Origin of the sequence: Pseudonocardia sp., assembly GCF_050246655.1 — a bacterium.
In the GTDB taxonomy this organism is placed as follows: domain Bacteria; phylum Actinomycetota; class Actinomycetes; order Mycobacteriales; family Pseudonocardiaceae; genus Pseudonocardia.
In genome coordinates this window covers 1-19,816 of the sequence record NZ_JBFWVQ010000084.1, presented here as the reverse complement: position 1 = coordinate 19,816, position 19,816 = coordinate 1, and the positions used below count along the sequence as shown (strand labels likewise).

Sequence of the window (19,816 nt, the reverse complement as noted above, 5' to 3'; positions counted from 1 at the left end):
CGGGACTCACGAGGCCGCGACGTCGCCGTGGCGGAGCAGGGCGCCCGCATGGTCCGGAACCGCCGTGTACCGGTCCCGCGGCGGACGGCGGTAGCCCCGGGGCGGGGGCCGCTCGGGCAGGGAGATCTCCGGGCGCTCGACCCGCGTCCAGGGCACGCTCGACAGCAGGTGGGCGATCGTGTTCAGCCGCGCGCGGCGCTTGTCCTCGGCCTCGACGACCATCCACGGCGCATCCGGGGTGTCGGTGTGGATGAACATCTCGTCCTTCGCCCGGGAGTACTCCTCCCAGCGCGTGATGGACTCGAGGTCCATCGGCGAGAGCTTCCAGCGCTTCAGCGGATCGTCCAGCCGGCCGCGGAAGCGGTTCTCCTGCTCGGCGTCGCTCACCGAGAACCAGTACTTGCGCAGCAGTATCCCGTCCTCGATCAGCATCTGCTCGAAGAGCGGGCACTGACGCAGGAACCGCGCGTACTCGTCGGGGGTGGCGAAGCCCATCACCCGCTCGACGCCCGCGCGGTTGTACCAGCTGCGGTCGAACAGCACGATCTCCCCGGCCGCAGGCAGGTGCTCGACGTAGCGCTGGAAGTACCACTGCGTGCGCTGGCGCTCCGTCGGCGCGGGCAGCGCGACGATGCGGCAGATCCGCGGGTTGAGGTACTCCGAGACGCGCTGGATCGTGCCGCCCTTGCCCGCGGCGTCACGCCCCTCGAAGACGACCACGAGACGCGTCCCCGTGGTGCGCACCCACTCCTGCATCTCCACGAGCTCCACCTGCAGCTTCCACAGGGCCTCCTCGTAGATGCCGCGGGGGATCCGACCTGGCTTCTTCGCACCCTTCCCCATGGCCCGAGGCTCCCATCTCCAGCACCGGTGGTCGAGGGCCGTTCACGATCCGATGAGGGTCACCTTCCCGCCGGCTCCGCCGTCGGCGATCGCGTAGGCGGCCGCCGCCGTGTCGAGGTGGTAACGGTGCGTGACGATCCGCTCGGGGTGCAGGTCCCAGGCCGCGAGCCGGGCGAGCAGCTCCGCCATGTGCGGCAGCGAGGTCACCCAGGATCCGTGCAGCGTCGCCTGCTTGTGGATCAAGAGCTCCGACACCGCGAACGAGACGGTGCCGCCCTCGCCGACGAAGCAGCACCGGCCCCACCGGCGCAGGGTCTCCAGCGCGAGCAGCCGGGCAGCGGGCGCCCCGGAGCAGTCGATCGCGGCGTCGCAGCCCTCGCCGCCGGTGAGCGCCGCGATCTCCGCCGCGATCTCCGCCGCGGCGTCCGGTCCGGCCTCGACGGCGTGGTCGACCAGCCCGAGGGCCAGTGCCTGCTCGCGGCGGGCCGCGACCACGTCCACGCCGATCACGGGCGCCGCACCCAGGGCCCGCCCCAGCATCGCCGCGGCGAGCCCGACGGGCCCGAGCCCGGTCACGAGCAGCCGGTCCCGCCCGGAGACCCGAAGCCGTCGCAACCCCTCGTCCGCCGTGCCGAACCCGCACGTCACGAGGGCACCGTCGACGAAGGACAGCGACGGCGGCAGCGGCAGGCACGTCACCTCCTCGGCCAGCAGGTACTCGGCGTGGCCGCCGTCGCGCTGCCAGCCGTACGCGGCCCGGGCCGGGCTCTCGCACCCGATCATGTAGCCGGCGGCGCATTCGCCGCAGCGCCCACAGCCGGCGATGTGGTACACCGCGACGCGGTCGCCCACGCCGAGCCGCCGGCAGCCCGGCCCGACGGCGACCACCTCGCCGGCCGGTTCGTGCCCCGCGATCACACCGCGGTATGCCTCGGCTCCCGTGCCGAGGTGCTCACGGTAGATCGCGCGGATGTCGCTGCCACAGATCGACGACGCCCGCACCGCCAGCAGCACCTGTCCGTGGCCGGGCTCCGGGACCGGCACCTCCACGTGCCGCACGGCGCGCCCGCCGGGCAGCACGATCCCCGTCATCACACTCATCCGGCCTGCCTAGCGCGAACCCGCGAGCCACGCCAGCCCGGCCGGGACCGCTCGCGGATGCCGCACCGGAGCTGCGGCCGTACGCTGGGCCGGTGCCGTGACGGATGGGGCCGATGGTGAAGCACACGCGCACGACGCTCGTCGACGATCTCGACGGATCGCCCGCCTCGGGCACCGTCCGATTCGGGCTGGACGGCCGGTCCTACGAGATCGACCTCTCCGACGAGAACGCGGCCCGACTGCGCGCGATCCTCGCCGACTACGCCGCCACCGCGCGCTCCCGCCGGCGGTCGGGGCGGCCCCGGCGCGCGGCCGCCGCGCGCTCGGCGCGCCCGGGGGACGGCGGCGCCCCCCTGGACGGGCGGGACGGGCCGAGCGCCCCGGACGGCGCCGTACCGTCGCCGGGCCCCGCGCGGGGCCGCGCCGCAGAGCCCGCCCACACCGGCCCGGGGTGCAACGGGACCGCCCCGGTGTCCGTCGGCGACGCGTGCCTCCTGCTGCTCGCGGGGGCCCTCGACGGCCTCAGCGCCCGCATCGCGCGGCGCGGCTGACGAGGCGGCGGGTCCGGTCAGGGCGGCGGGTCCACCAGACTTCCCAGGGGACCGAGGTCGATGTTCAGGTCCTCCGGGCGCAGCCCGAAGTGCTCCCGCAGTTCGGCCATCGCCTCCTCCAGACGCATCAGGCCCAGCCCGAGCCGTTCGACGGTCTCGTCGGGGAGGTCGCCGACGTCGATGCGCCGTAGCGCCTGGCGCTCCATGAGCTGGCGCAGCAGCTCGACGATCGTCAGCACGAGCCGCCCCAGGTCGCGGCCGACCGACTCCGGATCCATCGCGATCCGCTCGCCGTTCATCGCTGCGCCAGCGTCTGCACGGAGCTGATCAGCGCCCGCAGCGAGACGTGCACGAGGTCCACCCCGGCCAGGGAGAGCGTGACGTCGCCGGTGAGGACGACGCCGCCCGCGAGCAGCCGGTCGAGCAGGTCGACCAGCGCGACGTCGTCGTCCGGGCGGGCGAGCGTCACGGCGTCTCCAGGGTCTCCGGTGTGTCCAGGGTGGCGAACGAGTACGGCGCCCAGGGCCCCGTCCCCTCGACGACGAGGCTTGCGTCGCAGCGCTGCAGTTCGCGCTGGAAGGCGGTGTTCCCGGACTGCTCGACGAGGTAGGCCGCGTTGAGCACCATGGTCTCCGGTCGACCGCTCAGGCGCGGATCCTGCGGCGGGTGGCGGCGCGCGTCGACGGCGTGCCGGGAGAGCGCGACGTGCAGTTCGTCGGCCCGTGCTGCGGCCTCCTGCGCGCCGCGGGCCCGCCGGTCGCGTTCGGCCCGCCTGCGCATGAGGTAGGCGGCGCCGGGGCCCACGTCGGGTCCCACATCGGCGGGCGGCACGGGCTCACCGTTCGCGCGCTCGGCCGCGAACGCCTTCACGCCCCACTCCACGCGTCCCCGGATCCGGTCGAGCACACCGACGATGTCGGCGCGACGGGCCCGCAGCAGGGCCCGCACCGTCTGCTCGCCGGTGAAGACCGTCGCGAGCCGCACCGGCACCACCGGGTGCCGGTCGGCGAGCGCAGCGACGACGCGGTGGTGCGCGCGGGCCACCTTCTCCAACCACGCCAGCTCGCCGAGGTTCGCCGCGAGCGGCTCCTCGGCGAACTCCTGCGCACCGACCTCGCCGACGACCGCCGCGAGCTGTCCCTGCACCACGACCCGCACCGGCGCGTCCCCGATGCCGGAGATCCCGGCCGGGTCGAGCCGGTCGTCGCCGACCGCGTACAGGTACAGCAGCACGTCAGCCGTCATCACCGCGCTCCGAGTCGCGGGAGGAGCCGTTGCGGGAGGACTCCAGCTCGCCGATCCGCTCGCGCAGCGCCCGGTTCTCCACCGTGAGGTCGCGCTGCCCGGAACTCAGCGTCGGATCGTGCTCCCACCAGTCGATCCCCATCTCCCTGGCCTTGTCCACGGACGCGACCAGGAGCCGGATCTTGATCGTGAGCAGCTCGATGTCGAGCAGGTTCACCCGGACGTCCCCGGCGATGACGATGCCCTTGTCGAGAACGCGCTCGAGGATGTCGGCGAGGTTCGTCGACTCCTGCCGGTGCTGCGGCGTTCGCGCGCGCCCGGGGACGGGGTAGCCGGAGGTCATCGGCCCTCCTGCGCGATCCGGCCCCGGACGTAGCGGCGGGTCCGGCGGTACGACACCAGTTCGCCGTCGGCGTCGAGGACGACGACGTACAGCGCGAGGATGTCGTTCGTGTCGGGGATCCGAGAGCTCTCGACCACCTCGACGCCGACCTTCCAACCGCTCTCGTGGCGGTCCACGGAGACGACCGTCTCGCTCCGGCGCCCGGTCAGCTCCGAGACCGCCGCCGCGGCCGCGCGGGCCGCCTCGGCGGTGGGGAGCCGCCCATTGTGCCGGCGCTCCGGTGGCCGGCTCGCACCGCGCCCCCGGCGGGCGCCGGTGTCGCCGGCCGCTTCCTCGCGTGTCACGGTTCTCCGTTCTCAGTCGCTGCGCCCGCCCCGTCAGCTCCGGCGGGTCATCAGTCGTTGCAGCAGCTCGTTCTCCCGATTGGTGGCCTCCTGGTCCGACAGCTCTCCGCTGCGCCGGGCCTCGTCGACGCGTTCGAGGTCGGCCCGGATCCGCACGGGGTCGTAGTAGCGGTCCTCGGCCTGTTCACGGATCTGCTCCGCCAGCCAGAGGACCCCGCGGACCGGTCCGGTGACCGGCAGCGCGAGCAGACCCGTGATCAGTCCCACGTCGTCACTCCTCGGGGACGAAGTCGTACGGCGCGAGCGGGCCCAGCAACCGCAGATGTATCCGGCCTGCGAGCCCCCGGCCGAGGTCCTCGACCGCGTTCTCGAAATCCGCCGTCCGCTCCCGGTCCACGAGCAGCGCCACGCTGAGGACCTGCTCGGGGCTGGTGGGCGGGTGCGTCACCACATCGGCGACCGACGGCGTCAGCCGCTCGAGGATGCCTCCGGCATCGACCTCGCGCTTCGCCTCCAGCGCCGCAACGACGAGTTCGCCGAGGCGTACCCGGTCGTAGTAGGCGGCGTCCTCGGGCAGCTCGGCCACCCGCGCGCGCAGCTCCGCGATCTCCTCGTCGGCCTCCAGCACCTCGCGAAGGACGGTGGCCTCGTCGTAGGTGCCCTTCAGCGTGAACTGCTGGAGGCCCTCGAGGGTCTCCAACGCCCGCGCGATGTACTCCTCGTGCGGCGCCAGCAACTCCTCGACCACGCCCTGCTCCCGCACCACCGCCGGGAAGCGCATGGGCAGGATCGTCGTGCGGGCGGCGACGGTGTCCACGACGGTCTCGTGCGCGACAAGGTCGTCGCGGGTGCCCAGCGGCCGGTCCTCGGGGACGTCGCTCACGAGGGCGGCGACCCTGCCGTGCCGGACGGTCGAGATCCGGCCGGACGGGCCCATGCCGCGCAGGTCCGTCGGCACCTCGGCGCCCGCCGGGACCAGGCCGTAGACGTAGGTGGGTGTGGTCATTCCGCACGCTCCCGGGGCCGCTGGCGCGGCCGCCTGCGCGGCTCGGGCTCGTCCTCGGGCTCGTCGTCTCTGTGCCGGGTGAGCAGCTCGTCGACCTTCTCCGCGGCGGCGTCCAGCACCCCGGCGGTCTTGCCCTTGGCGCCGCCCTCGGTCATGCCCTGCACGAGCCCGGGCAGGTCCTTGCCGCCCTTGGCATACAGGTCCAGGCGGTTGGTCGCCTCGGCGAACCGCAGGTACGTGTCGACGCTGGCGACGACGATGCGGGCGTCCACCGTGAGGATCTCGATCCCCACCAGCGAGACCCGGACGAACACGTCGATGACCAGGCCCTTGTCGAGGATCAGCTCGACGACGTCGGCGAGGCTGCTCGAGCCGCCCCCGCCGGACCGTTCGACGTGACCGTCGCCCTGCCGCTGGGTTGCGACCGTCATCGCCCACCGCCTCGGCGCGACCGTGCCCCAGCGGGCTCACGGCGCCTGCTCCGGCCGTTCACCGAGCCGGTCCGCTCGTCGTCCTCGCGGTCCTCGGCGTCCTCGTCGGCGTGCCGGGCATCGTCGAGGTCCTCCTCGTCGTCGACGTAGCGGTCGTCGCTCTCGTCTGTGTCGTCGGCGTCGTCGTAGTCCTGGTCGTCGGCCTCGTCGTCATAGCCGTCGTCGGCCTCGTCGTAGACGTCGTCGGTCTCGTCGTCCGGCTCGTCCGCGTCGTCGTAGACGTCCTCGTCGTCCGCGCGGGCCTCCTCCGCGTTGGTCTCGGACGCATCGTCGGGCCCGTCCTCGTCCGGTGCGGCCTCGTCGGGCTCGGTGTCCGGCTCGCCCTGCGCGCCGGCGTCCCGGTCCTCGGAGTCCTGCCGCTGCTCCTCCTCGAGGGCCTCCTCGTGGGTCTTCACGACCTCGCTGTCGCGGATCTCGCCGCGCCAGCCCTCGATCTCGTCCTGCCGCAGCAGCGCGTTGGTCATCGCATGGCGCCGGAAGTGCTTGAACTCCAGCCGTGCGCGCCGTCCCTGGGCCCGCCAGATGTTGCCGGTCTGCTCGAAGAAGCCCTTCGGCCAGTACTCGAGCACGAGCAGCACGCGGGTGAGGTTCGGACCGAGTGCGGTGAACGCGACGGCTCCGTCGACATGGCCCTTGGCACCGGTGGACTTCCACACGATGTGCGAGTCGGGCACCTGCTCGACGATCGTCGCCTCCCACGTGCGGCGCGACCAGAAGACCTTCGCGGTCCAGTTCGTCTTCTCGTCCGAGGCCTGCTCGACCGTCTCCAGCTTCTTCATGAACCCGGGGAAGTCGGAGAACTGCGTCCACAGGTCGTACGTGGTGCGCAGCGGCAGCCCGACGTCCTGCTCCTCGACGATGTTGGTGACCTTCAGCTTCTTGCCCTGGCCACCGCTACCGCCGCCGCCGACGGCCTCCGCGACCTTGTCCTTCACGCCGCCGACCGCCGACCCGATGCGGGAGAGCAGGCCCTGCCTGCCCTCGCCACCGTCGCCGTTCTCCGAACTCTCGTCGGCCTCGTCAGCCTCGTCGGAGCGGCCGCGGCCGGAGCGTGACCCCAGCAGCTGACCCCCGTTCTCCGCGACGCCGGTGAGCCGGCTCGACATGTTCTCGACCCGCTCCAGCGCGGAGTCCGCCGCGCGCTGCACCAGCAGGGCCAGCAGCCGCTGACCGGCATCCTTCAGCGCATCGGCGGGCAGCGCGCTGCTCGCGCCGGACGCCGCGTTCGTGACCTTCGTCGTGTCAGCCATCAGCACTGCTCCGTCGTGATCCGGCGGACGCCGCGCGGCGCGCCGTGCCGGTCGCCTTGCGCGCCGTGCCGGTCGCCCTGCGCCCGGCCCCCGCCGCCGCCGGCCGCTTGCGGCGCGGCCGCTCCGGCTCGTCGGCCGGCTCCGGCTCGTCGGCGGGCTCCTCGTCGCGGTCCTCGCGGGTCCGGTCGGTCTCGTCGTCTGCGTCGTCGTCCAGTTCGTCGTCGGGCTCGTCGTAGGCGTCATCCACGTAGCCGTCGTCGGTCTCGGCGGAACGGCGGTCCGACCGCCGCCTCGACGGGGCGCCGACGGACCCCAGCGACTCGACGCGCCTGCCGACGCGGTCGGTCAGGGACTCGACCTGGCGGGCCGCGACGGCGAGCGCGGCACCCTTGCCCGCTTCGAGCAGCCGGCCGCGGATCTCGCCGGTCAGCCTGCTCAACTCGGGCGAGGCACTGATCAGCTTGGTGCCCTGCGCGAGCAGTCCGGCGGGCCCGCCGGACTGGCGTCCCGCGGCCATCGCGCCCAGCATGAGAGCCAGCTTCATCTTCTTGGTGCGGCCGAGGAAATAGCCGCCCGCGACGCCGAGCGCCACCCGGGCTCCACATTTCATCTGAGAACTCCTCGATTCGAGTCGCGTTCACCGGTGTGCGACCGGAGCGATGTCCGAATGGTTTCATCGGGCTGTGCCCGCTGGTGGTGATCGGTAATCGGGGTGGGCCGCACCTCCGGGCGTTTGCCGCGAAGTTGCCCCGTCTGCGAGGGGCGATGGGCACGGACGGAGCAACCGTCCGGGTCAGCGCACGGCGGACCACCGCGCCGCGGCCACGACCGCCAGCACGATGAGCGCGAGCAGCACGAGCACGACGGTGACGGGGAGCAGCACGAGGGCCAGGACGAGCGCCGCGACGATGGCGGCCTTCGTGCCCGGGCTGAGTGCCGAGAATGCGCCCCGGAACGCGCCCCAGATCGGATTGCGTCCGGACATCAGCGAACGGGCGCCGCCGACCAGCGCGCCCACGTTCGGCCCGCCGCGGGCGGCCATCTCGTCGAGGCGGCCCGCGATGTCCTCGACCTTGTCCAGCGCCACGCCGACGGCCCGATCGAGCAGCGTGGCCAGCAGGTCCCGCAGAGCCCGCCGGAGGTCCGCGAGCGGATCCGGACGCCCTGGCCTCGCCGGTGTCGCCGGTCGGGTCATCGCGTCGCCCCGGCGTCGCGCAACGCCTTACGGGTACGGCGACGCCACTGTCGTCCCGTCTTGCGCAATGCCTTCTGCACGTCCTTGGCGCGCGGCGCTGTGCAACGCAGACCGAAGCGGAAAAGGCGCAACGACAGATATCCGACAGCCACTCCCACCGGCAACAGCACCACCGTCAGGGAAAGGACGACGGCGAGCACGAGGAGAACGAACGCGAGGAGCCAGACCAGCACCGCGACGACGATCCTGAGAATTCTCATCGTGCCTCCGCGGAACTCGGCCGACGTCTGGAGTCAAATAACCGACGGAGGGCGGGCGTAACCATCATCCGGGAAGGTTGCGCCGTCCGGGTGTGGCCGCTGCGTCATCCGGTCGGCTCCGTTCCGTGCGCCCACGGCGATATCCGTTCACCTGCGGTGGAAGTGGGGCCGGTGGCCCGCGGCGTGCTCCTAGCGTCCGGGTCGAGACCCGTCACCGGAGGTGTTCCCGATGTCCCGTTCGAACGGTGCCGTCACCCTGGACGACCAGGTGTTCGACAAGCTCCTCGCCGAGCGGATCGTCGTCCTCGGCAAGGAGGTGGACGACGAGATCGGCAACCGGATCGTCGGCCAGCTCCTGCTGCTCGCCGCCGAGGACCCGGCCGCCGACATCACCCTCTACATCAACTCACCCGGCGGCTCCGTCCCGGCGGGCATGGCGATCTACGACACGATGCAGGCGGTCCGGCCGGACGTCTCGACGGTCGTCACGGGCTGGGCGGCGTCGATGGGGCAGTTCCTCCTCACCGCGGGTGCGCCCGGGAAGCGTTACGCGCTGCCGCACGCCGAGGTGATGATGCACCAGCCCGGCGGCGGCATCGGCGGGGTGGAGACCGACGCCCGGATCCGCGCCGAGGCGCTGCGCCGGTGGAAGGGGCAGATCGCGCGGATCACCGCCGAGCGCACCGGGCAGCCGGTGGAGCGCATCGAGGCCGACTTCGACCGCGACCGCTGGTTCACCCCCGCCCAGGCCGTCGAGTACGGGCTGATCGACGCGGTGCTCGCGCGCGCATGATCCGTAACGGCGGTACAGGGCGGCCACCGTTGGCCGCCCTGCACCACAACTGCGGATCACGACCGGTGGCGGTAGAAGTCCACCTCCTCCGGGGGGAGCGGGGTGTTGCCGAGGATGATGTCGGCCGCCTTCTCGGCGAGCATCATCACCGGCGCGTAGATGTTGCCGTTGGTGACGTACGGCATGGACGACGCGTCGACGACGCGGATCCCGTCCAGGCCGTGCACGCGCATCGTGAGCGGGTCCAGCACGGACATGTCGTCCACGCCCATCCGCGTGGTGCACGAGGGGTGCAGCGCGGTCTCGGCGTCGCGGGCGACCCAGTCCAGGATCTCATCGTCGGTCTCGACGGTCGGGCCGGGCGAGATCTCCCCGCCGTCGAACTCGTAGAACGCGGGCTGGCGCAGGATGTCGCGGGTGACCCGGATCGCCTCCACCCACTCGCGGCGGTCGTTCGGCGTGGACAGGTAGTTGAAGCGCAGCGCCGGGTGCACCGCCGGGTCCGTGGAGACGATCTTCACCGTGCCGCGGGTGTCGGCGTACATCGGCCCGACGTGCACCTGATAGCCGTGCCCGGTGGCGGGGGAGGAGCCGTCGTAACGGATCGCGATCGGCAGGAAGTGGTACATGAGGTTCGGGTAGTCGACGTCGTCGTTGGAACGGACGAAGCCGCCGCCCTCGAAGTGGTTGGTCGCGCCCGGACCCGAGCGCAGGAAGAGCCACTGCGCGCCGATCAGCGGCCGGTTGCGCCACTTCGTCATCGGCGCGAGCGACACCGGCTTGGTGCAGGCGTGCTGGATGTAGACCTCCAGGTGGTCCTGCAGGTTCTCCCCGACGCCCTGGACGTCCGCGACGACGGGAAGGCCCAGCGCGCGCAGTTCGTCGGCGTTGCCCACGCCGGAGAGCTGCAGCAGCTGCGGGGAGTTGATGGCGCCTCCGCAGAGGACGACCTCGCCGGCGCGGGCGGTGTGCATCCGCCCGCGGTGGCGGTAGCGGACACCGAACGCGCGGGTGCGGTCGAACAGCACCTTCGTGGCGAGCGCCCGGGTGCGGACGTGCAGGTTCGGCCGGTCCATGACGGGGTGCAGGTACGCGCGGGCCGCCGAGAGCCGCCTGCCGCGGTGGACGTTGCGGTCGAATGCGGCGAACCCCTCCTGCTGCCGACCGTTGACGTCGTCGGTGAGCGGCCACCCGGCCTGCTGCACGGCCTCGAAGAAGGCGCGGAACAGCGGGCTCGTCGCCGGGCCGCGTTCGAGGACCAGGGGACCGTCGTGGCCGCGGAAGGGCGTGCCGGGGTCGGCCAGGCAGTTCTCCATCCGCTTGAAGTAGGGCAGGCAGTGGGCGTAGTCCCAGGTCTGCATCCCCTTGTCGGCGGCCCAGCGCTCGTAGTCCATCGGGTTGCCCCGCTGGAAGATCATCCCGTTGATGCTGGAGGAGCCGCCGAGGACCTTGCCGCGGGCGTGGTAGATCCGCCGCCCGTTCATGTGGGGCTCGGGCTCGGACTCGTACTTCCAGTCGTAGAACCGCGACCCGATCGGGAACGGCAGCGCTGCGGGCATGTGGATGAAGACGTCCCAGATGTAGTCGGGACGCCCGGCCTCCAGCACGAGGACGGAGTTCTGGGGGTCCGCCGAGAGGCGGTTCGCCAGGGCGCAGCCCGCCGAGCCGCCGCCGACGATGACGAAGTCGTAGCTCTCGGATCCCTGCGCGGTCATGACGCGAACCATCCGGTCGGTGCGGGCGCCGTGTTGCGCCAGATGTGTTTGAGCTCCTGGTACTCGTGCAGCCCGGTCGGGCCGAGTTCGCGCCCGTTGCCGGAGCGCTTGTAGCCGCCCCACTCGGCCTGCGGCACGTACGGGTGGTAGTCGTTGATCCACACCGTGCCCTGGCGCAGCGCCCGCGCCACCCGCTCACCGCGGGCGGCGTCGGCGGTCCAGACCGCGCCCGCGAGGCCGAGATCGGTGTCGTTGGCCAGCGCGCAGGCCTCCGCCTCGCTGGTGAAGCGCTCGACGGTGAGGATCGGGCCGAACGTCTCCTCGCGGACGGCGCGCATGTCCGCCCGCACGTCGGTGAGCAGCGTGGGACGGTAGTAGAACCCGGCCTGCAGCTGCGGATCCGCCGGGCGCCGCCCGCCCGCGCGCAGCGTCGCCCCCTCGGCGAGCGCGGACGCGACGTAGGCCTCGACCTTGTCCCGGTGCTGCGCCGACACCAGCGGGCCCACCTCGGAGCGCGGGTCGAGGCCGTCGCCGAGCACGATCCGCTCGGCACGCTCGGCGATCGCGTCGACGAGCCGGTCGTGCAGCGAGTCCTCGACGATGAGCCGTGCGCCCGCCGAGCAGACCTGGCCCGAGTGCAGGAACACCGCCGTCATGACGTTGTCGACGACGGTCTCGAACCCCTCGCCGTCCGCGGCGTCGGCGAAGACGACGTTCGGGTTCTTCCCGCCGAGCTCTACCGCCACCCGCTTGACGGTGTCCGCGGCCGCGCGCAGGATCGCCCGGCCCGTCGCGGCGCCGCCGGTGAACGACACCAGGTCCACGTCCGGGTCCTCGACCAGCGACGAGCCGACCGCGGGACCGCCGCCGAGCACGAGGTTGACCACGCCGCGGGGCGCACCGGCCTCCTCCAGCAGCCGCACCAGCGCGATCGTCGTCAGCGGTGTGACCTCGCTCGGCTTGATCACCACGGTGTTCCCGGCCGCGAGCGCGGGCGCCACCTTCCACGAGATCTGCAGCAGCGGGTAGTTCCACGGCGTGATCAGCACGCACACGCCCACCGGCTCGTGGACGACCCGGCTCTCGATCTCGGGGCGGCCTGTGTCGACGGTGCGGTCGTGCTGCTCGGTGACGAGCCGGGCGTAGTACCGGAAGACCGCCACGACGTCGTCGATGTCGATGCGGGACTCCTTGACCGTCTTGCCGGTGTCGAGGGTCTCGGTGCGGGCGATCTCCTCCTTGTCGCGCAGGAGCAGGTCCGCGACCCGGTCCAGCAGCGCCGCCCGCTCGGCGACGGGGGTGGCGGGCCAGGGGCCGTCGTCGAAGGCCCGGCGTGCGGCGCGTACCGCACTGCGCACCTCGGCGGCGCCTGCCTCGTCCACCTTGGCCACGACGCTCTGGTCGGCCGGGTTCACGACCTCCCGTTCGGCCGCGGCGCCGATCCACTCCCCGTCGACGTACAGGCTGGGCACGGCGCGCTCCTTCCCCCGAACGGGACGGTTGGCGTCACAGCCTGCAACCGGTGACGACTCGGCGTCAAGGTTGCATCAGTTGCGATACTGTTCCGCTATGAGCAACAGCGCGTCTGCTGCCCGGGCCGAGGGGAGCACGGTCCAGTCGGTCGACCGCGCCGTCACCGTGCTGGAGATCCTCGCCCGGGACGGGGAGGCCGGCGTCACCGGCCTCGCCGCGGAGCTGGGCGTGCACAAGTCCACGGCGTTCCGCCTGGTGGCGGCGCTGGAGGCGCGCAACCTCGTCGAACAGAACGTCGATCGCGGCAAGTACCGCCTCGGCCTCGGCATCCTGCGGCTGGCCGGCGCCACCGCCGCCCGGCTCGACGTCGTGCAGGAGAGCCGCCCCGTCTGCCGCAAGCTCGCCGCCGAGACCGGCGAGACCATCAACATCACCGTGCCCTCGGACGGTGCCGCGCTCTACGTCGACCAGGTCGCGGGTTCCTCGGCCGTGCAGACCCACAACTGGGTCGGCCAGCGGATCCCCATGCACGCCACCAGCAACGGCAAGGTGCTGCTCGCCTTCGGGCCGCCGGAGCTGCTCGTCGGGCTGGAGCTGCCCGCGTTCACCGAGCACACGATCACCCGCCGCGACCGCCTCGACGACGAGCTCGCCGCCATCCGCGCGGAGGGCCACGGCGTCGCCGTGGACGAGCTGGAGATCGGCCTCACCGCGATCGCAGCGCCCATCCGCAACCCGGACGGGGTGGCCGTCGCGTCGCTGTCGGCGTCCGGGCCGAGCTTCCGGCTCACCGCCGCGCGCCTCGCGGAGATCGCCCCGCTGGTCCGGGACGCGGCGGACGAGGTGGCGCGGCGGCTGGGGTGGCACGCGCACGTCGCGTGATCCCGGCCCGCGCCTCGGCGCCCGTCGCTCGTACCCGGCCGGTGCAGCGCACGTCGGTGAGATGGATCTCGGGCGCATAACTCATTCGGGGCACGGTCTCGGCGACCTTGACGGACCGTGACGGGCAGGAGCAAGCTGTTGCGCACGCCAGGTCGTGTTGCGCTGGGTGCAACAGCGCTGGTCGGCTCGGCGTGATCGGTCCTCACGGAGGAGAGTGCGATGCCGAGCGATGCCGATCGCGACACCGAAGCCCACGACGCCGGCATGACCGTTCGTGGCCTGTGGAAGATCTTCGGCCCGCGCGCGGACTCGATCGTCGGAACGCCGGACGCCGAGCTGTCGCGTCCCGAGCTCAAGGAGCGCACCGGCTGCGTCGCCGCCGTGAAGGACGTGTCGTTCACGGTCGCCCCGCGCGAGGTGTTCGTCGTGATGGGGCTGTCGGGTTCCGGGAAGTCGACGCTCGTCCGCTGCCTCACCCGGCTCATCGAGCCGACGTCCGGCGAGGTCGTGCTGGACGGCGAGGACATCCTCGGGGCGAGCCAGGCCCGCCTGCGCGAGCTGCGCCGCCACCGCTTCGCCATGGTGTTCCAGCACTTCGGCCTGCTGCCGCACCGCCGCGTCGTCGACAATGTCGGGTACGGGCTGGAGATCCGCGGCGCGGGCAAGGACGAGCGCCGCAAGCGCGCGATGGAGATGGTCGAGCTCGTCGGGCTCACCGGTTACGAGAACTCCTTCCCCAACCAGCTCTCCGGCGGCATGCAGCAGCGCGTCGGCCTCGCCAGGGCGCTCGCCGTCGACCCGACGATGCTGCTGTTCGACGAGCCGTTCTCCGCGCTGGACCCGCTGATCCGCCGCGACATGCAGAACGAGGTCATCCGGCTGCACCGCGAGGTCGGCAAGACGATGGTGTTCATCACCCACGACCTGCAGGAGGCGCTCAAGCTCGGCGACCGCATCCTGATCATGCGTGACGGCGAGCTGGTGCAGGTCGGGCGGCCGGACGAGGTCGTCGGCGCGCCCGCGGACGACTACGTGCGCGACTTCGTCAGCGAGGTCCCCAAGTCGCACGTGCTCACGTTGCGCTGGGTGATGCGCGACCCGCGCCCGGACGAGCCGATGGACGGCCCGGAGCTCGACCCCGAGGTGATCGTGCGCGACGCGGTGCGCGTCGTGCTGCGGTCCACCTCACCGGTGAAGGTGGTTCGCGACGGAAAGCTGCTCGGTGTGGTCGACGACGACGAGATCCTGCGCGTCGTCGTCGCCGAGGACACCCCGCCCGCTCCGGTGGAGTCCAGCGGGCAGGCCGACACCGAACCGCAGCAGGCGGCCGACGCGCCGGACGAGACGGCGGAGTCGACCGAGCGGGCTCCGGCCTGATGTCCGCCGTTGCGACGGCCGACGTCGCCCGGCCGAAGTTGGTCGTCACCCGGCCGATGGCGATCGTCGGCGTGCTGGTGGCCTGGGTCGTGCTGTGGTTCCTCCTGCGTGGCCAGCACACGCTCTACCTCGCCCCGGCCGACACCACCCCGCTGCAGGACTCGCTCAACGACCTGCGCGACACCGTCGACGCCAACCGCAACACCAGTCCGATCTTCGTCTACGGCTTCGACGTCATCCGCCAGGTCATCGACACGCTGGTCACCGCCTTCCTGGCGCTGATCGCCGACCCCTCCGCCGGCCGGCCGGTGCCGCAGATCGGCTGGCTGGGCGTGGTCGCGATCGGGACCTGGCTCGGGTACACGTTCGGCACCTGGCGGATCGCGCTGCTGGTCGGCCTCGGGCTGACGTTCCTCGGCCTGCAGGGGCTGTGGGTCGAGAGCATGCAGACTCTCGCGCTGACGCTCGCGGCCGTGCTGCTGTGCATCCTCATCGGCGTCCCGCTGGGTATCTGGGCGGGCCTCAACGACCGGGTCAACCAGGCGATCACCCCGGTGCTCGACTTCATGCAGACGATGCCCACCTTCGTCTACCTCGCCCCGCTCACCCTGTTCTTCCTGATCGGCCCGGCCTCGGCGACGATCGCGACGCTGATCTACGCCATCCCGCCGGTCATCCGGATCACCGCCCACGGCATCCGCAACGTCTCGGCGTCGGCGCTGGAGTCCTCGACCTCACTCGGCGTGACCCGCTGGCAGATGCTCGGCAAGGTGCAGGTGCCCCTGGCCAAGCGGACGATCGTGCTCGGGGTCAACCAGACGATGATGGCCGCGCTCTCGATGGCCACGATCGCCGCGCTGATCGACGCTCCCGGCCTGGGCAAGGTGGTCCTGCGCGCGCTGCAGTCGCTCGACGTCGGCACGGCCTTCAACGCCGGCCTCGCGATCGTCGTGCTGGCGATCCTGTTGGACCGCTCGCTGACCGCGGCGAGCGTGCGGGTCGAGCAGGAGCAGCACGGCGGTCCGGCCCACCCCAAGCGGCGGCGGATGCTGATCATCGGCCTGGGTGTCGTCACGCTGTTCGCGGTGTACCTCTCGCGCACCTACCTGTGGGCCGCGGAGTTCCCCTCCGAGGTGAGCATCGGCTCGTCGATCGCCGCCGGCGTCCAGGCGGCGACCGAGTGGGCCCAGCTCAACCTGTACTTCATCACCGTCTGGTGCAAGGACGTCTTCACCCTGTTCGTGCTCGACCCGCTCCAGTCGCTGTTCGCCGACTCGCCGTTCTACCTGACCGGGGCGGCGGTCCTCGCCCTGGCCTACCTGCTCGCCGGCGTGCGCGCCCTCGTGGTCGCTGCGGTGTGCCTCGTGCTGATCATCGTCACCGGGCTGTGGAGCGACTCGATGGTCACCCTGGCCGCGACGCTCGTCGCGACGGTGGTCGTCATGGTGCTGGCACTGGCGTTCGGGGTCTGGATGGGTCGCAGCGACAGCGCCGACCGGTTCATCCGGCCGGCCCTCGACGCCGGCCAGACCATGCCCGCGTTCGTCTACCTGGTGCCGTTCCTCGGCCTGTTCGGCAGCACCCGGTTCACCGCCATCGTCGCCGCCGTCGTCTACGGGGCGCCGGTGGCGATCAAACTCGTCTGCGACGGCGTCCGCGGGGTGTCGCCGACCGCGGTCGAGGCCGCGACCTCGGCGGGTTCGACGAGCTGGCAGACCATCACGAAGGTCCAGCTGCCCATGGCCCGCCGCGGGGTCGCCCTCGCGGCCAACCAGGGCCTGATCTACGTGCTGTCCATGGTCGTCGTCGGAGGCCTCGTCGGGGCCGGAGGTCTCGGCTACGACGTGGTGGCCGGTTTCTCGCAGGCCCAGCTGTGGGGCAAGGGGCTCGCGGCCGGCTTCGCGATCGTGCTGCTGGGGATCATGCTCGACCGCATCACGCAGAGTGCAGCCGACCGTCTCGGCGCACCGAACTGAGATCCGGAGGTCCGAACGTGCGTACTCGACACCTCGCCGTGGTGATGTGTTCCGCGGCGCTGGTCCTCGCAGGCTGCGGGGGCGAGAAGATCGGTGAGAGCCCCAGTACGGGCGCGGCGGGCGGCGGCAACTGCGGCACGGTCAACATCGCGGTCAACCCGTGGGTCGGCTACGAGGCCAACGCCTACGTCATCGGCACCGTCGCGAAGCAGGAGCTGGGCTGCACCGTCGTCTACAAGGACCTCAAGGAGGAGGTCGCCTGGCAGGGCATGGGGTCCGGCGAGGTGGACGCCGTCGTGGAGAACTGGGGTCACCCGGACCTCAAGGAGAAGTACATCGAGCAGCAGAAGACCGCAGTCGAGGGCGGGTCGACCGGCGTCAAGGGCGTGATCGGCTGGTACGTGCCGCCGTGGATGGCCCAGCAGTACCCGGACATCACCGACTGGAACAACCTGAACAAGTACGCGGAGATGTTCCGGACCTCGGAGTCCGGGGACAAGGGCCAGCTGCTCGACGGCGACCCGTCCTACGTCACCAACGACGAGGCGCTGGTCAAGAACCTCAACCTCAACTTCAAGGTCGTCACCGGTGGTAGCGAGGCGGCGCTCATCCAGTCCTTCCGCCAGGCCGAGGCGCAGCGCACGCCGCTGCTCGCCTACTTCTACGAGCCGCAGTGGCTGTTCAACGAGCTGAAGCTCGTGAAGGTCAACCTGCCCCCGTACACCGAGGGCTGCGACGCCGACCCGGCCAAGGTCGCCTGCGACTACCCGCCGTACGACCTCGACAAGATCATCAGCGCGAAGTTCGCCGAGGCGAACGGCCCCGGGTACCAGCTGATCAAGAACTTCCAGTGGACGGCGGAGGACCAGAACGCCGTCGCGACGATGATCGCCCAGGACAAGCTGCCGGCCGAGGAGGCCGCGCAGAAGTGGGTGGACGCCAACAAGGAGAAGTGGCAGGCCTGGTTGCCCAAGACCTCCTGACTCGCGCGTGCCGGAAGGCCGCTCCCGCAGCGGGAGCGGCCTTCCGGGCGTCGGGGCGGGTGGCTACTTCTTCTCCCGCCAGGCCCGCTCGAACGGCAGCCGCCATGCGTTCGGCGCGATCAGCTGGTGTATCGCGTTCGGCCCCCACGTGCCCTGCGGGTAGTGCTTGACCGGCGGCGGGTCGTCCAGGAGCGGCTGCGAGCGCTCCCAGAGCGACTCGATGCCCTCCGCCGTCGTGAACAGCGTGTGGTCGCCGCGCATCGCGTCCAGGATCAGCCGCTCGTAGGCCTCCAGGACGTCGCCGGCGCGTTCGGTCTCGTGGGTGGAGAACTGCATCGAGAGCTTCTCCAGCCGCATCCCCGGCCCCGGGCGCTTGCCGTAGAACGACAGCGACACCTTCGAGTTGTCCGCGAGGTCGAACGTCAGGTGGTCCGGGCCCTGGGTGCCGACCCCCGACCCCTGCGGGAACATCGTGCGCGGGGCCTCCTTGAACGCGATCGAGATGATCCGCTGCCCCTCCGCCATCCGTTTGCCCGTGCGCAGGTAGAACGGGGTGCCCGCCCACCGCCAGTTGTCCAGGCCGACCCGCAGCGCGATGAACGTCTCGGTGTCCGAGTCCTGCGCCACCCCCGACTCGTCCCGGTAGCCGCCGTACTGGCCGCGCACGGCGTCGGACGGGTGGATCGGCAGCATCGAGCGGAAGACCTTGTTCTTCTCCTCGCTGATCGCCCGCGGCTCCAGCGCCGTCGGCGGCTCCATCGCCACGAACGCCATCACCTGCATGAGGTGGGTGACGACCATGTCCTTGTAGGCGCCGGTCGCCTCGTAGAACGCCACGCGCTGGTCCAGCCCGAGCGTCTCGGGGATGTCGATCTGGACGTGGTCGATGAAGTTGCGGTTCCAGATCGGCTCGAAGAGCCCGTTGGCGAACCGGAACGCGAGGATGTTCTGGGCCGCTTCCTTGCCGAGGAAGTGGTCGATCCGGAAGATCTGCTCCTCGTCGAACGTCTCGTGCACGAAGTTGTTGAGCCGTACGGCGGAGTCGAGATCGTCGCCGAACGGCTTCTCCATGACCACGCGGGAGTTCTCGGCGAGCGCGGCCTCGCGCAGCATCGTGATCACGGACTGGGCGGCCCGCGGCGGCACCGAGAGGTAGTGCAGCAGCCGCGTGTCCTGCCCGAGCGCCTCCTGCGACGCCTTCACCGCGGCGGTCAGGCCCTCCGGGCCCGCGGCCTGCGGCACGTAGGTGAGCCGGTCGTCGAACTCGGCCCACTCCTCGTCGGTCAGCTTGTGCATCCCGAAGCTCTGCACGGCCTCCCGGGCGAGGTCGCGGAACTCCTCCGTGGACAGGTCCTCCATGGCCGTGCCCACCACCCGGATCTCCGGGGCGAGCGCGGAGCGCTGCAGGTAGGCCAGGCCGGGCAGCAGCTTGCGCTTGGCGAGGTCGCCCGTGGCACCGAACAGCACGATGACGTGCGGCGCGAGCGGCTCGAGGCCGCGGCGGCGCGCACGGGCGTCCGGCGAGGGATAGGCGATGGTCTGCGGATTGTGATCGTCCACGCTCGATCCCTCCCCAGGGCGGCTGGTCACGTGGACCTTACCGATCCAGTAGGGCACCGGTCATTCCGCCGAGGGGCGTGATCCCCGGGCATGATCCGCGAACGCGGTCGGAGGCGGCCACCGATGGCCGCGTCGGACCGCAGGCGCGGATCATGGTCCCGGTCACGCGGGGCGGCGGGCGGCGTCGAGGGCCGCACGGATCTCGGCGAGACACGCCGCGGGGCGCCCGTTCAGGTCGTGCCAGGTGAACCGCAGCAGCACCCAGCCGGCGCCGTTCACGGCGTTGCCCTTGCGGCGGTCGTTGCGGAACCGGGCCTGATCGACGTGCCAGGCCCAGCCGTCGACCTCCACGGCCACCCGCTCCCGGACGAAGGCGAGGTCCAGCGTCCACGGCCCGAACGGGTGCCCGAGCACCCAGCCGGTGACGC

General features: G+C 71.8%; 24 protein-coding genes. 6 read left to right on the top strand and 18 right to left on the bottom strand.

What is annotated here, in order from left to right; genetic code table 11:
* Positions 1–6: 6 nt before the first annotated feature.
* Complete coding sequence (ppk2, locus tag AB7J25_RS22340) at positions 7–843, bottom strand: polyphosphate kinase 2 (RefSeq protein ID WP_428511754.1); 837 nt, start codon at positions 841–843, stop codon at positions 7–9.
* A 42-nt stretch (positions 844–885) separates the two neighbouring features.
* On the bottom strand, positions 886–1,944 hold the full coding sequence (locus AB7J25_RS22335) for a zinc-dependent alcohol dehydrogenase family protein (protein ID WP_428511752.1): 1,059 nt from the start codon (positions 1,942–1,944) through the stop codon (positions 886–888).
* A gap of 113 nt (positions 1,945–2,057) precedes the next feature.
* Between AB7J25_RS22335 and AB7J25_RS22330 the strand changes: the two genes are divergently transcribed.
* On the top strand, positions 2,058–2,495 hold the full coding sequence (locus AB7J25_RS22330; protein ID WP_428511750.1) for an Lsr2 dimerization domain-containing protein: 438 nt from the start codon (positions 2,058–2,060) through the stop codon (positions 2,493–2,495).
* Positions 2,496–2,512: 17 nt separating this feature from the next.
* On the opposite strand, the gene AB7J25_RS22325 is transcribed toward AB7J25_RS22330, so the two are convergent.
* The 12 genes from AB7J25_RS22325 to AB7J25_RS22270 all read right to left on the bottom strand — a co-directional run bounded on the left by AB7J25_RS22325 (position 2,513) and on the right by AB7J25_RS22270 (position 8,629).
* Positions 2,513–2,794 (bottom strand): gas vesicle protein K, encoded by a 282-nt coding sequence (locus tag AB7J25_RS22325; RefSeq protein WP_428511748.1) that lies wholly within the window; start codon positions 2,792–2,794, stop codon positions 2,513–2,515.
* Positions 2,791–2,964: a gas vesicle protein gene (locus AB7J25_RS22320; protein ID WP_428511746.1), complete on the bottom strand. Its 174-nt coding sequence runs from the start codon at positions 2,962–2,964 to the stop codon at positions 2,791–2,793. Before AB7J25_RS22320 ends, AB7J25_RS22325 begins: the two co-directional genes overlap by 4 nt.
* Positions 2,961–3,740 (bottom strand): GvpL/GvpF family gas vesicle protein, encoded by a 780-nt coding sequence (locus tag AB7J25_RS22315; RefSeq protein ID WP_428511744.1) that lies wholly within the window; start codon positions 3,738–3,740, stop codon positions 2,961–2,963. Before AB7J25_RS22315 ends, AB7J25_RS22320 begins: the two co-directional genes overlap by 4 nt.
* A complete protein-coding gene (locus tag AB7J25_RS22310) occupies positions 3,730–4,083 on the bottom strand; it encodes a gas vesicle protein (RefSeq protein WP_428511742.1) in 354 nt (117 codons plus the stop codon). The genes AB7J25_RS22315 and AB7J25_RS22310 overlap by 11 nt, the downstream gene beginning before the upstream one ends.
* The gene (gvpO, locus tag AB7J25_RS22305; protein ID WP_428511740.1) at positions 4,080–4,427 is read right to left on the bottom strand and encodes a gas vesicle protein GvpO; all 348 of its coding nucleotides are present in this window, start codon (positions 4,425–4,427) and stop codon (positions 4,080–4,082) included. The genes AB7J25_RS22310 and gvpO overlap by 4 nt, the downstream gene beginning before the upstream one ends.
* A 33-nt stretch (positions 4,428–4,460) precedes the next feature.
* Positions 4,461–4,694, bottom strand: coding sequence for a gas vesicle protein GvpG (locus AB7J25_RS22300; RefSeq protein WP_428511738.1), 234 nt, complete (start codon positions 4,692–4,694; stop codon positions 4,461–4,463).
* 4 nt (positions 4,695–4,698) lie between these two features.
* Positions 4,699–5,433: a GvpL/GvpF family gas vesicle protein gene (locus AB7J25_RS22295; RefSeq protein WP_428511736.1), complete on the bottom strand. Its 735-nt coding sequence runs from the start codon at positions 5,431–5,433 to the stop codon at positions 4,699–4,701.
* Positions 5,430–5,864 carry a gas vesicle protein GvpJ gene (gene gvpJ, locus AB7J25_RS22290; RefSeq protein WP_428511734.1) on the bottom strand — a complete coding sequence of 145 codons (435 nt, stop codon included), beginning with the start codon at positions 5,862–5,864 and terminating at the stop codon, positions 5,430–5,432. Before gvpJ ends, AB7J25_RS22295 begins: the two co-directional genes overlap by 4 nt.
* Positions 5,861–7,174, bottom strand: a complete 1,314-nt coding sequence (locus tag AB7J25_RS22285; protein ID WP_428511732.1) for an SRPBCC family protein — start codon at positions 7,172–7,174, stop codon at positions 5,861–5,863. The genes gvpJ and AB7J25_RS22285 overlap by 4 nt, the downstream gene beginning before the upstream one ends.
* Positions 7,167–7,784 (bottom strand): hypothetical protein, encoded by a 618-nt coding sequence (locus AB7J25_RS22280; protein ID WP_428511730.1) that lies wholly within the window; start codon positions 7,782–7,784, stop codon positions 7,167–7,169. Before AB7J25_RS22280 ends, AB7J25_RS22285 begins: the two co-directional genes overlap by 8 nt.
* A 183-nt stretch (positions 7,785–7,967) precedes the next feature.
* Entirely contained in the window at positions 7,968–8,369 is a 402-nt protein-coding gene (locus AB7J25_RS22275) for a hypothetical protein (RefSeq protein WP_428511728.1), read from the bottom strand.
* Complete coding sequence (locus AB7J25_RS22270) at positions 8,366–8,629, bottom strand: hypothetical protein (RefSeq protein ID WP_428511726.1); 264 nt, start codon at positions 8,627–8,629, stop codon at positions 8,366–8,368. The genes AB7J25_RS22275 and AB7J25_RS22270 overlap by 4 nt, the downstream gene beginning before the upstream one ends.
* A 229-nt stretch (positions 8,630–8,858) precedes the next feature.
* Between AB7J25_RS22270 and AB7J25_RS22265 the strand changes: the two genes are divergently transcribed.
* A complete protein-coding gene (locus tag AB7J25_RS22265; RefSeq protein ID WP_428511724.1) occupies positions 8,859–9,422 on the top strand; it encodes a ClpP family protease in 564 nt (187 codons plus the stop codon).
* Positions 9,423–9,478: 56 nt separating this feature from the next.
* On the opposite strand, the gene betA is transcribed toward AB7J25_RS22265, so the two are convergent.
* Complete coding sequence (gene betA, locus AB7J25_RS22260; protein ID WP_428511722.1) at positions 9,479–11,137, bottom strand: choline dehydrogenase; 1,659 nt, start codon at positions 11,135–11,137, stop codon at positions 9,479–9,481.
* Positions 11,134–12,609 (bottom strand): aldehyde dehydrogenase family protein, encoded by a 1,476-nt coding sequence (locus AB7J25_RS22255; protein WP_428511720.1) that lies wholly within the window; start codon positions 12,607–12,609, stop codon positions 11,134–11,136. The genes betA and AB7J25_RS22255 overlap by 4 nt, the downstream gene beginning before the upstream one ends.
* A 97-nt stretch (positions 12,610–12,706) precedes the next feature.
* Here AB7J25_RS22255 and AB7J25_RS22250 point away from each other — a divergent pair, with 97 nt between their 5' ends.
* The 4 genes from AB7J25_RS22250 to AB7J25_RS22235 all read left to right on the top strand — a co-directional run bounded on the left by AB7J25_RS22250 (position 12,707) and on the right by AB7J25_RS22235 (position 17,828).
* On the top strand, positions 12,707–13,492 hold the full coding sequence (locus AB7J25_RS22250; RefSeq protein ID WP_428511718.1) for an IclR family transcriptional regulator: 786 nt from the start codon (positions 12,707–12,709) through the stop codon (positions 13,490–13,492).
* Between the two features lie 219 nt (positions 13,493–13,711).
* Positions 13,712–14,869, top strand: coding sequence for a quaternary amine ABC transporter ATP-binding protein (locus AB7J25_RS22245; protein ID WP_428511716.1), 1,158 nt, complete (start codon positions 13,712–13,714; stop codon positions 14,867–14,869).
* Positions 14,869–16,845 carry an ABC transporter permease gene (locus AB7J25_RS22240; protein WP_428511714.1) on the top strand — a complete coding sequence of 659 codons (1,977 nt, stop codon included), beginning with the start codon at positions 14,869–14,871 and terminating at the stop codon, positions 16,843–16,845. The genes AB7J25_RS22245 and AB7J25_RS22240 overlap by 1 nt, the downstream gene beginning before the upstream one ends.
* 17 nt (positions 16,846–16,862) lie before the next feature.
* Positions 16,863–17,828 (top strand): ABC transporter substrate-binding protein, encoded by a 966-nt coding sequence (locus AB7J25_RS22235; RefSeq protein WP_428511712.1) that lies wholly within the window; start codon positions 16,863–16,865, stop codon positions 17,826–17,828.
* 63 nt (positions 17,829–17,891) lie between these two features.
* On the opposite strand, the gene zwf is transcribed toward AB7J25_RS22235, so the two are convergent.
* Both zwf and AB7J25_RS22225 read right to left on the bottom strand, forming a co-directional pair.
* Entirely contained in the window at positions 17,892–19,388 is a 1,497-nt protein-coding gene (gene zwf / locus AB7J25_RS22230; protein ID WP_428511710.1) for a glucose-6-phosphate dehydrogenase, read from the bottom strand.
* A 162-nt stretch (positions 19,389–19,550) separates the two neighbouring features.
* A partial coding sequence (locus AB7J25_RS22225; RefSeq protein ID WP_428511708.1) for an endonuclease domain-containing protein occupies positions 19,551–19,816 on the bottom strand: 266 nt, incomplete at its 5' end.

Excerpts from the sequence above, each read along its gene's own strand:
- AB7J25_RS22330 (WP_428511750.1), top strand. The coding sequence starts at position 2,058 with ATGGTGAAGCACACGCGCACGACGCTCGTCGACGATCTCGACGGATCG.
- AB7J25_RS22270 (WP_428511726.1), bottom strand. The coding sequence starts at position 8,629 with ATGAGAATTCTCAGGATCGTCGTCGCGGTGCTGGTCTGGCTCCTCGCG.
- gvpJ (WP_428511734.1), bottom strand. The coding sequence starts at position 5,864 with ATGACGGTCGCAACCCAGCGGCAGGGCGACGGTCACGTCGAACGGTCC.
- AB7J25_RS22310 (WP_428511742.1), bottom strand. The coding sequence starts at position 4,083 with ATGACCTCCGGCTACCCCGTCCCCGGGCGCGCGCGAACGCCGCAGCAC.
- ppk2 (WP_428511754.1), bottom strand. The coding sequence starts at position 843 with ATGGGGAAGGGTGCGAAGAAGCCAGGTCGGATCCCCCGCGGCATCTAC.
- AB7J25_RS22240 (WP_428511714.1), top strand. The coding sequence starts at position 14,869 with ATGTCCGCCGTTGCGACGGCCGACGTCGCCCGGCCGAAGTTGGTCGTC.
- AB7J25_RS22265 (WP_428511724.1), top strand. The coding sequence starts at position 8,859 with ATGTCCCGTTCGAACGGTGCCGTCACCCTGGACGACCAGGTGTTCGAC.
- AB7J25_RS22245 (WP_428511716.1), top strand. The coding sequence starts at position 13,712 with ATGCCGAGCGATGCCGATCGCGACACCGAAGCCCACGACGCCGGCATG.
- AB7J25_RS22280 (WP_428511730.1), bottom strand. The coding sequence starts at position 7,784 with ATGAAATGTGGAGCCCGGGTGGCGCTCGGCGTCGCGGGCGGCTATTTC.
- AB7J25_RS22285 (WP_428511732.1), bottom strand. The coding sequence starts at position 7,174 with ATGGCTGACACGACGAAGGTCACGAACGCGGCGTCCGGCGCGAGCAGC.
- AB7J25_RS22250 (WP_428511718.1), top strand. The coding sequence starts at position 12,707 with ATGAGCAACAGCGCGTCTGCTGCCCGGGCCGAGGGGAGCACGGTCCAG.
- AB7J25_RS22325 (WP_428511748.1), bottom strand. The coding sequence starts at position 2,794 with ATGAACGGCGAGCGGATCGCGATGGATCCGGAGTCGGTCGGCCGCGAC.
- betA (WP_428511722.1), bottom strand. The coding sequence starts at position 11,137 with ATGACCGCGCAGGGATCCGAGAGCTACGACTTCGTCATCGTCGGCGGC.
- AB7J25_RS22335 (WP_428511752.1), bottom strand. The coding sequence starts at position 1,944 with ATGAGTGTGATGACGGGGATCGTGCTGCCCGGCGGGCGCGCCGTGCGG.
- AB7J25_RS22275 (WP_428511728.1), bottom strand. The coding sequence starts at position 8,369 with ATGACCCGACCGGCGACACCGGCGAGGCCAGGGCGTCCGGATCCGCTC.
- AB7J25_RS22295 (WP_428511736.1), bottom strand. The coding sequence starts at position 5,433 with ATGACCACACCCACCTACGTCTACGGCCTGGTCCCGGCGGGCGCCGAG.
- AB7J25_RS22315 (WP_428511744.1), bottom strand. The coding sequence starts at position 3,740 with ATGACGGCTGACGTGCTGCTGTACCTGTACGCGGTCGGCGACGACCGG.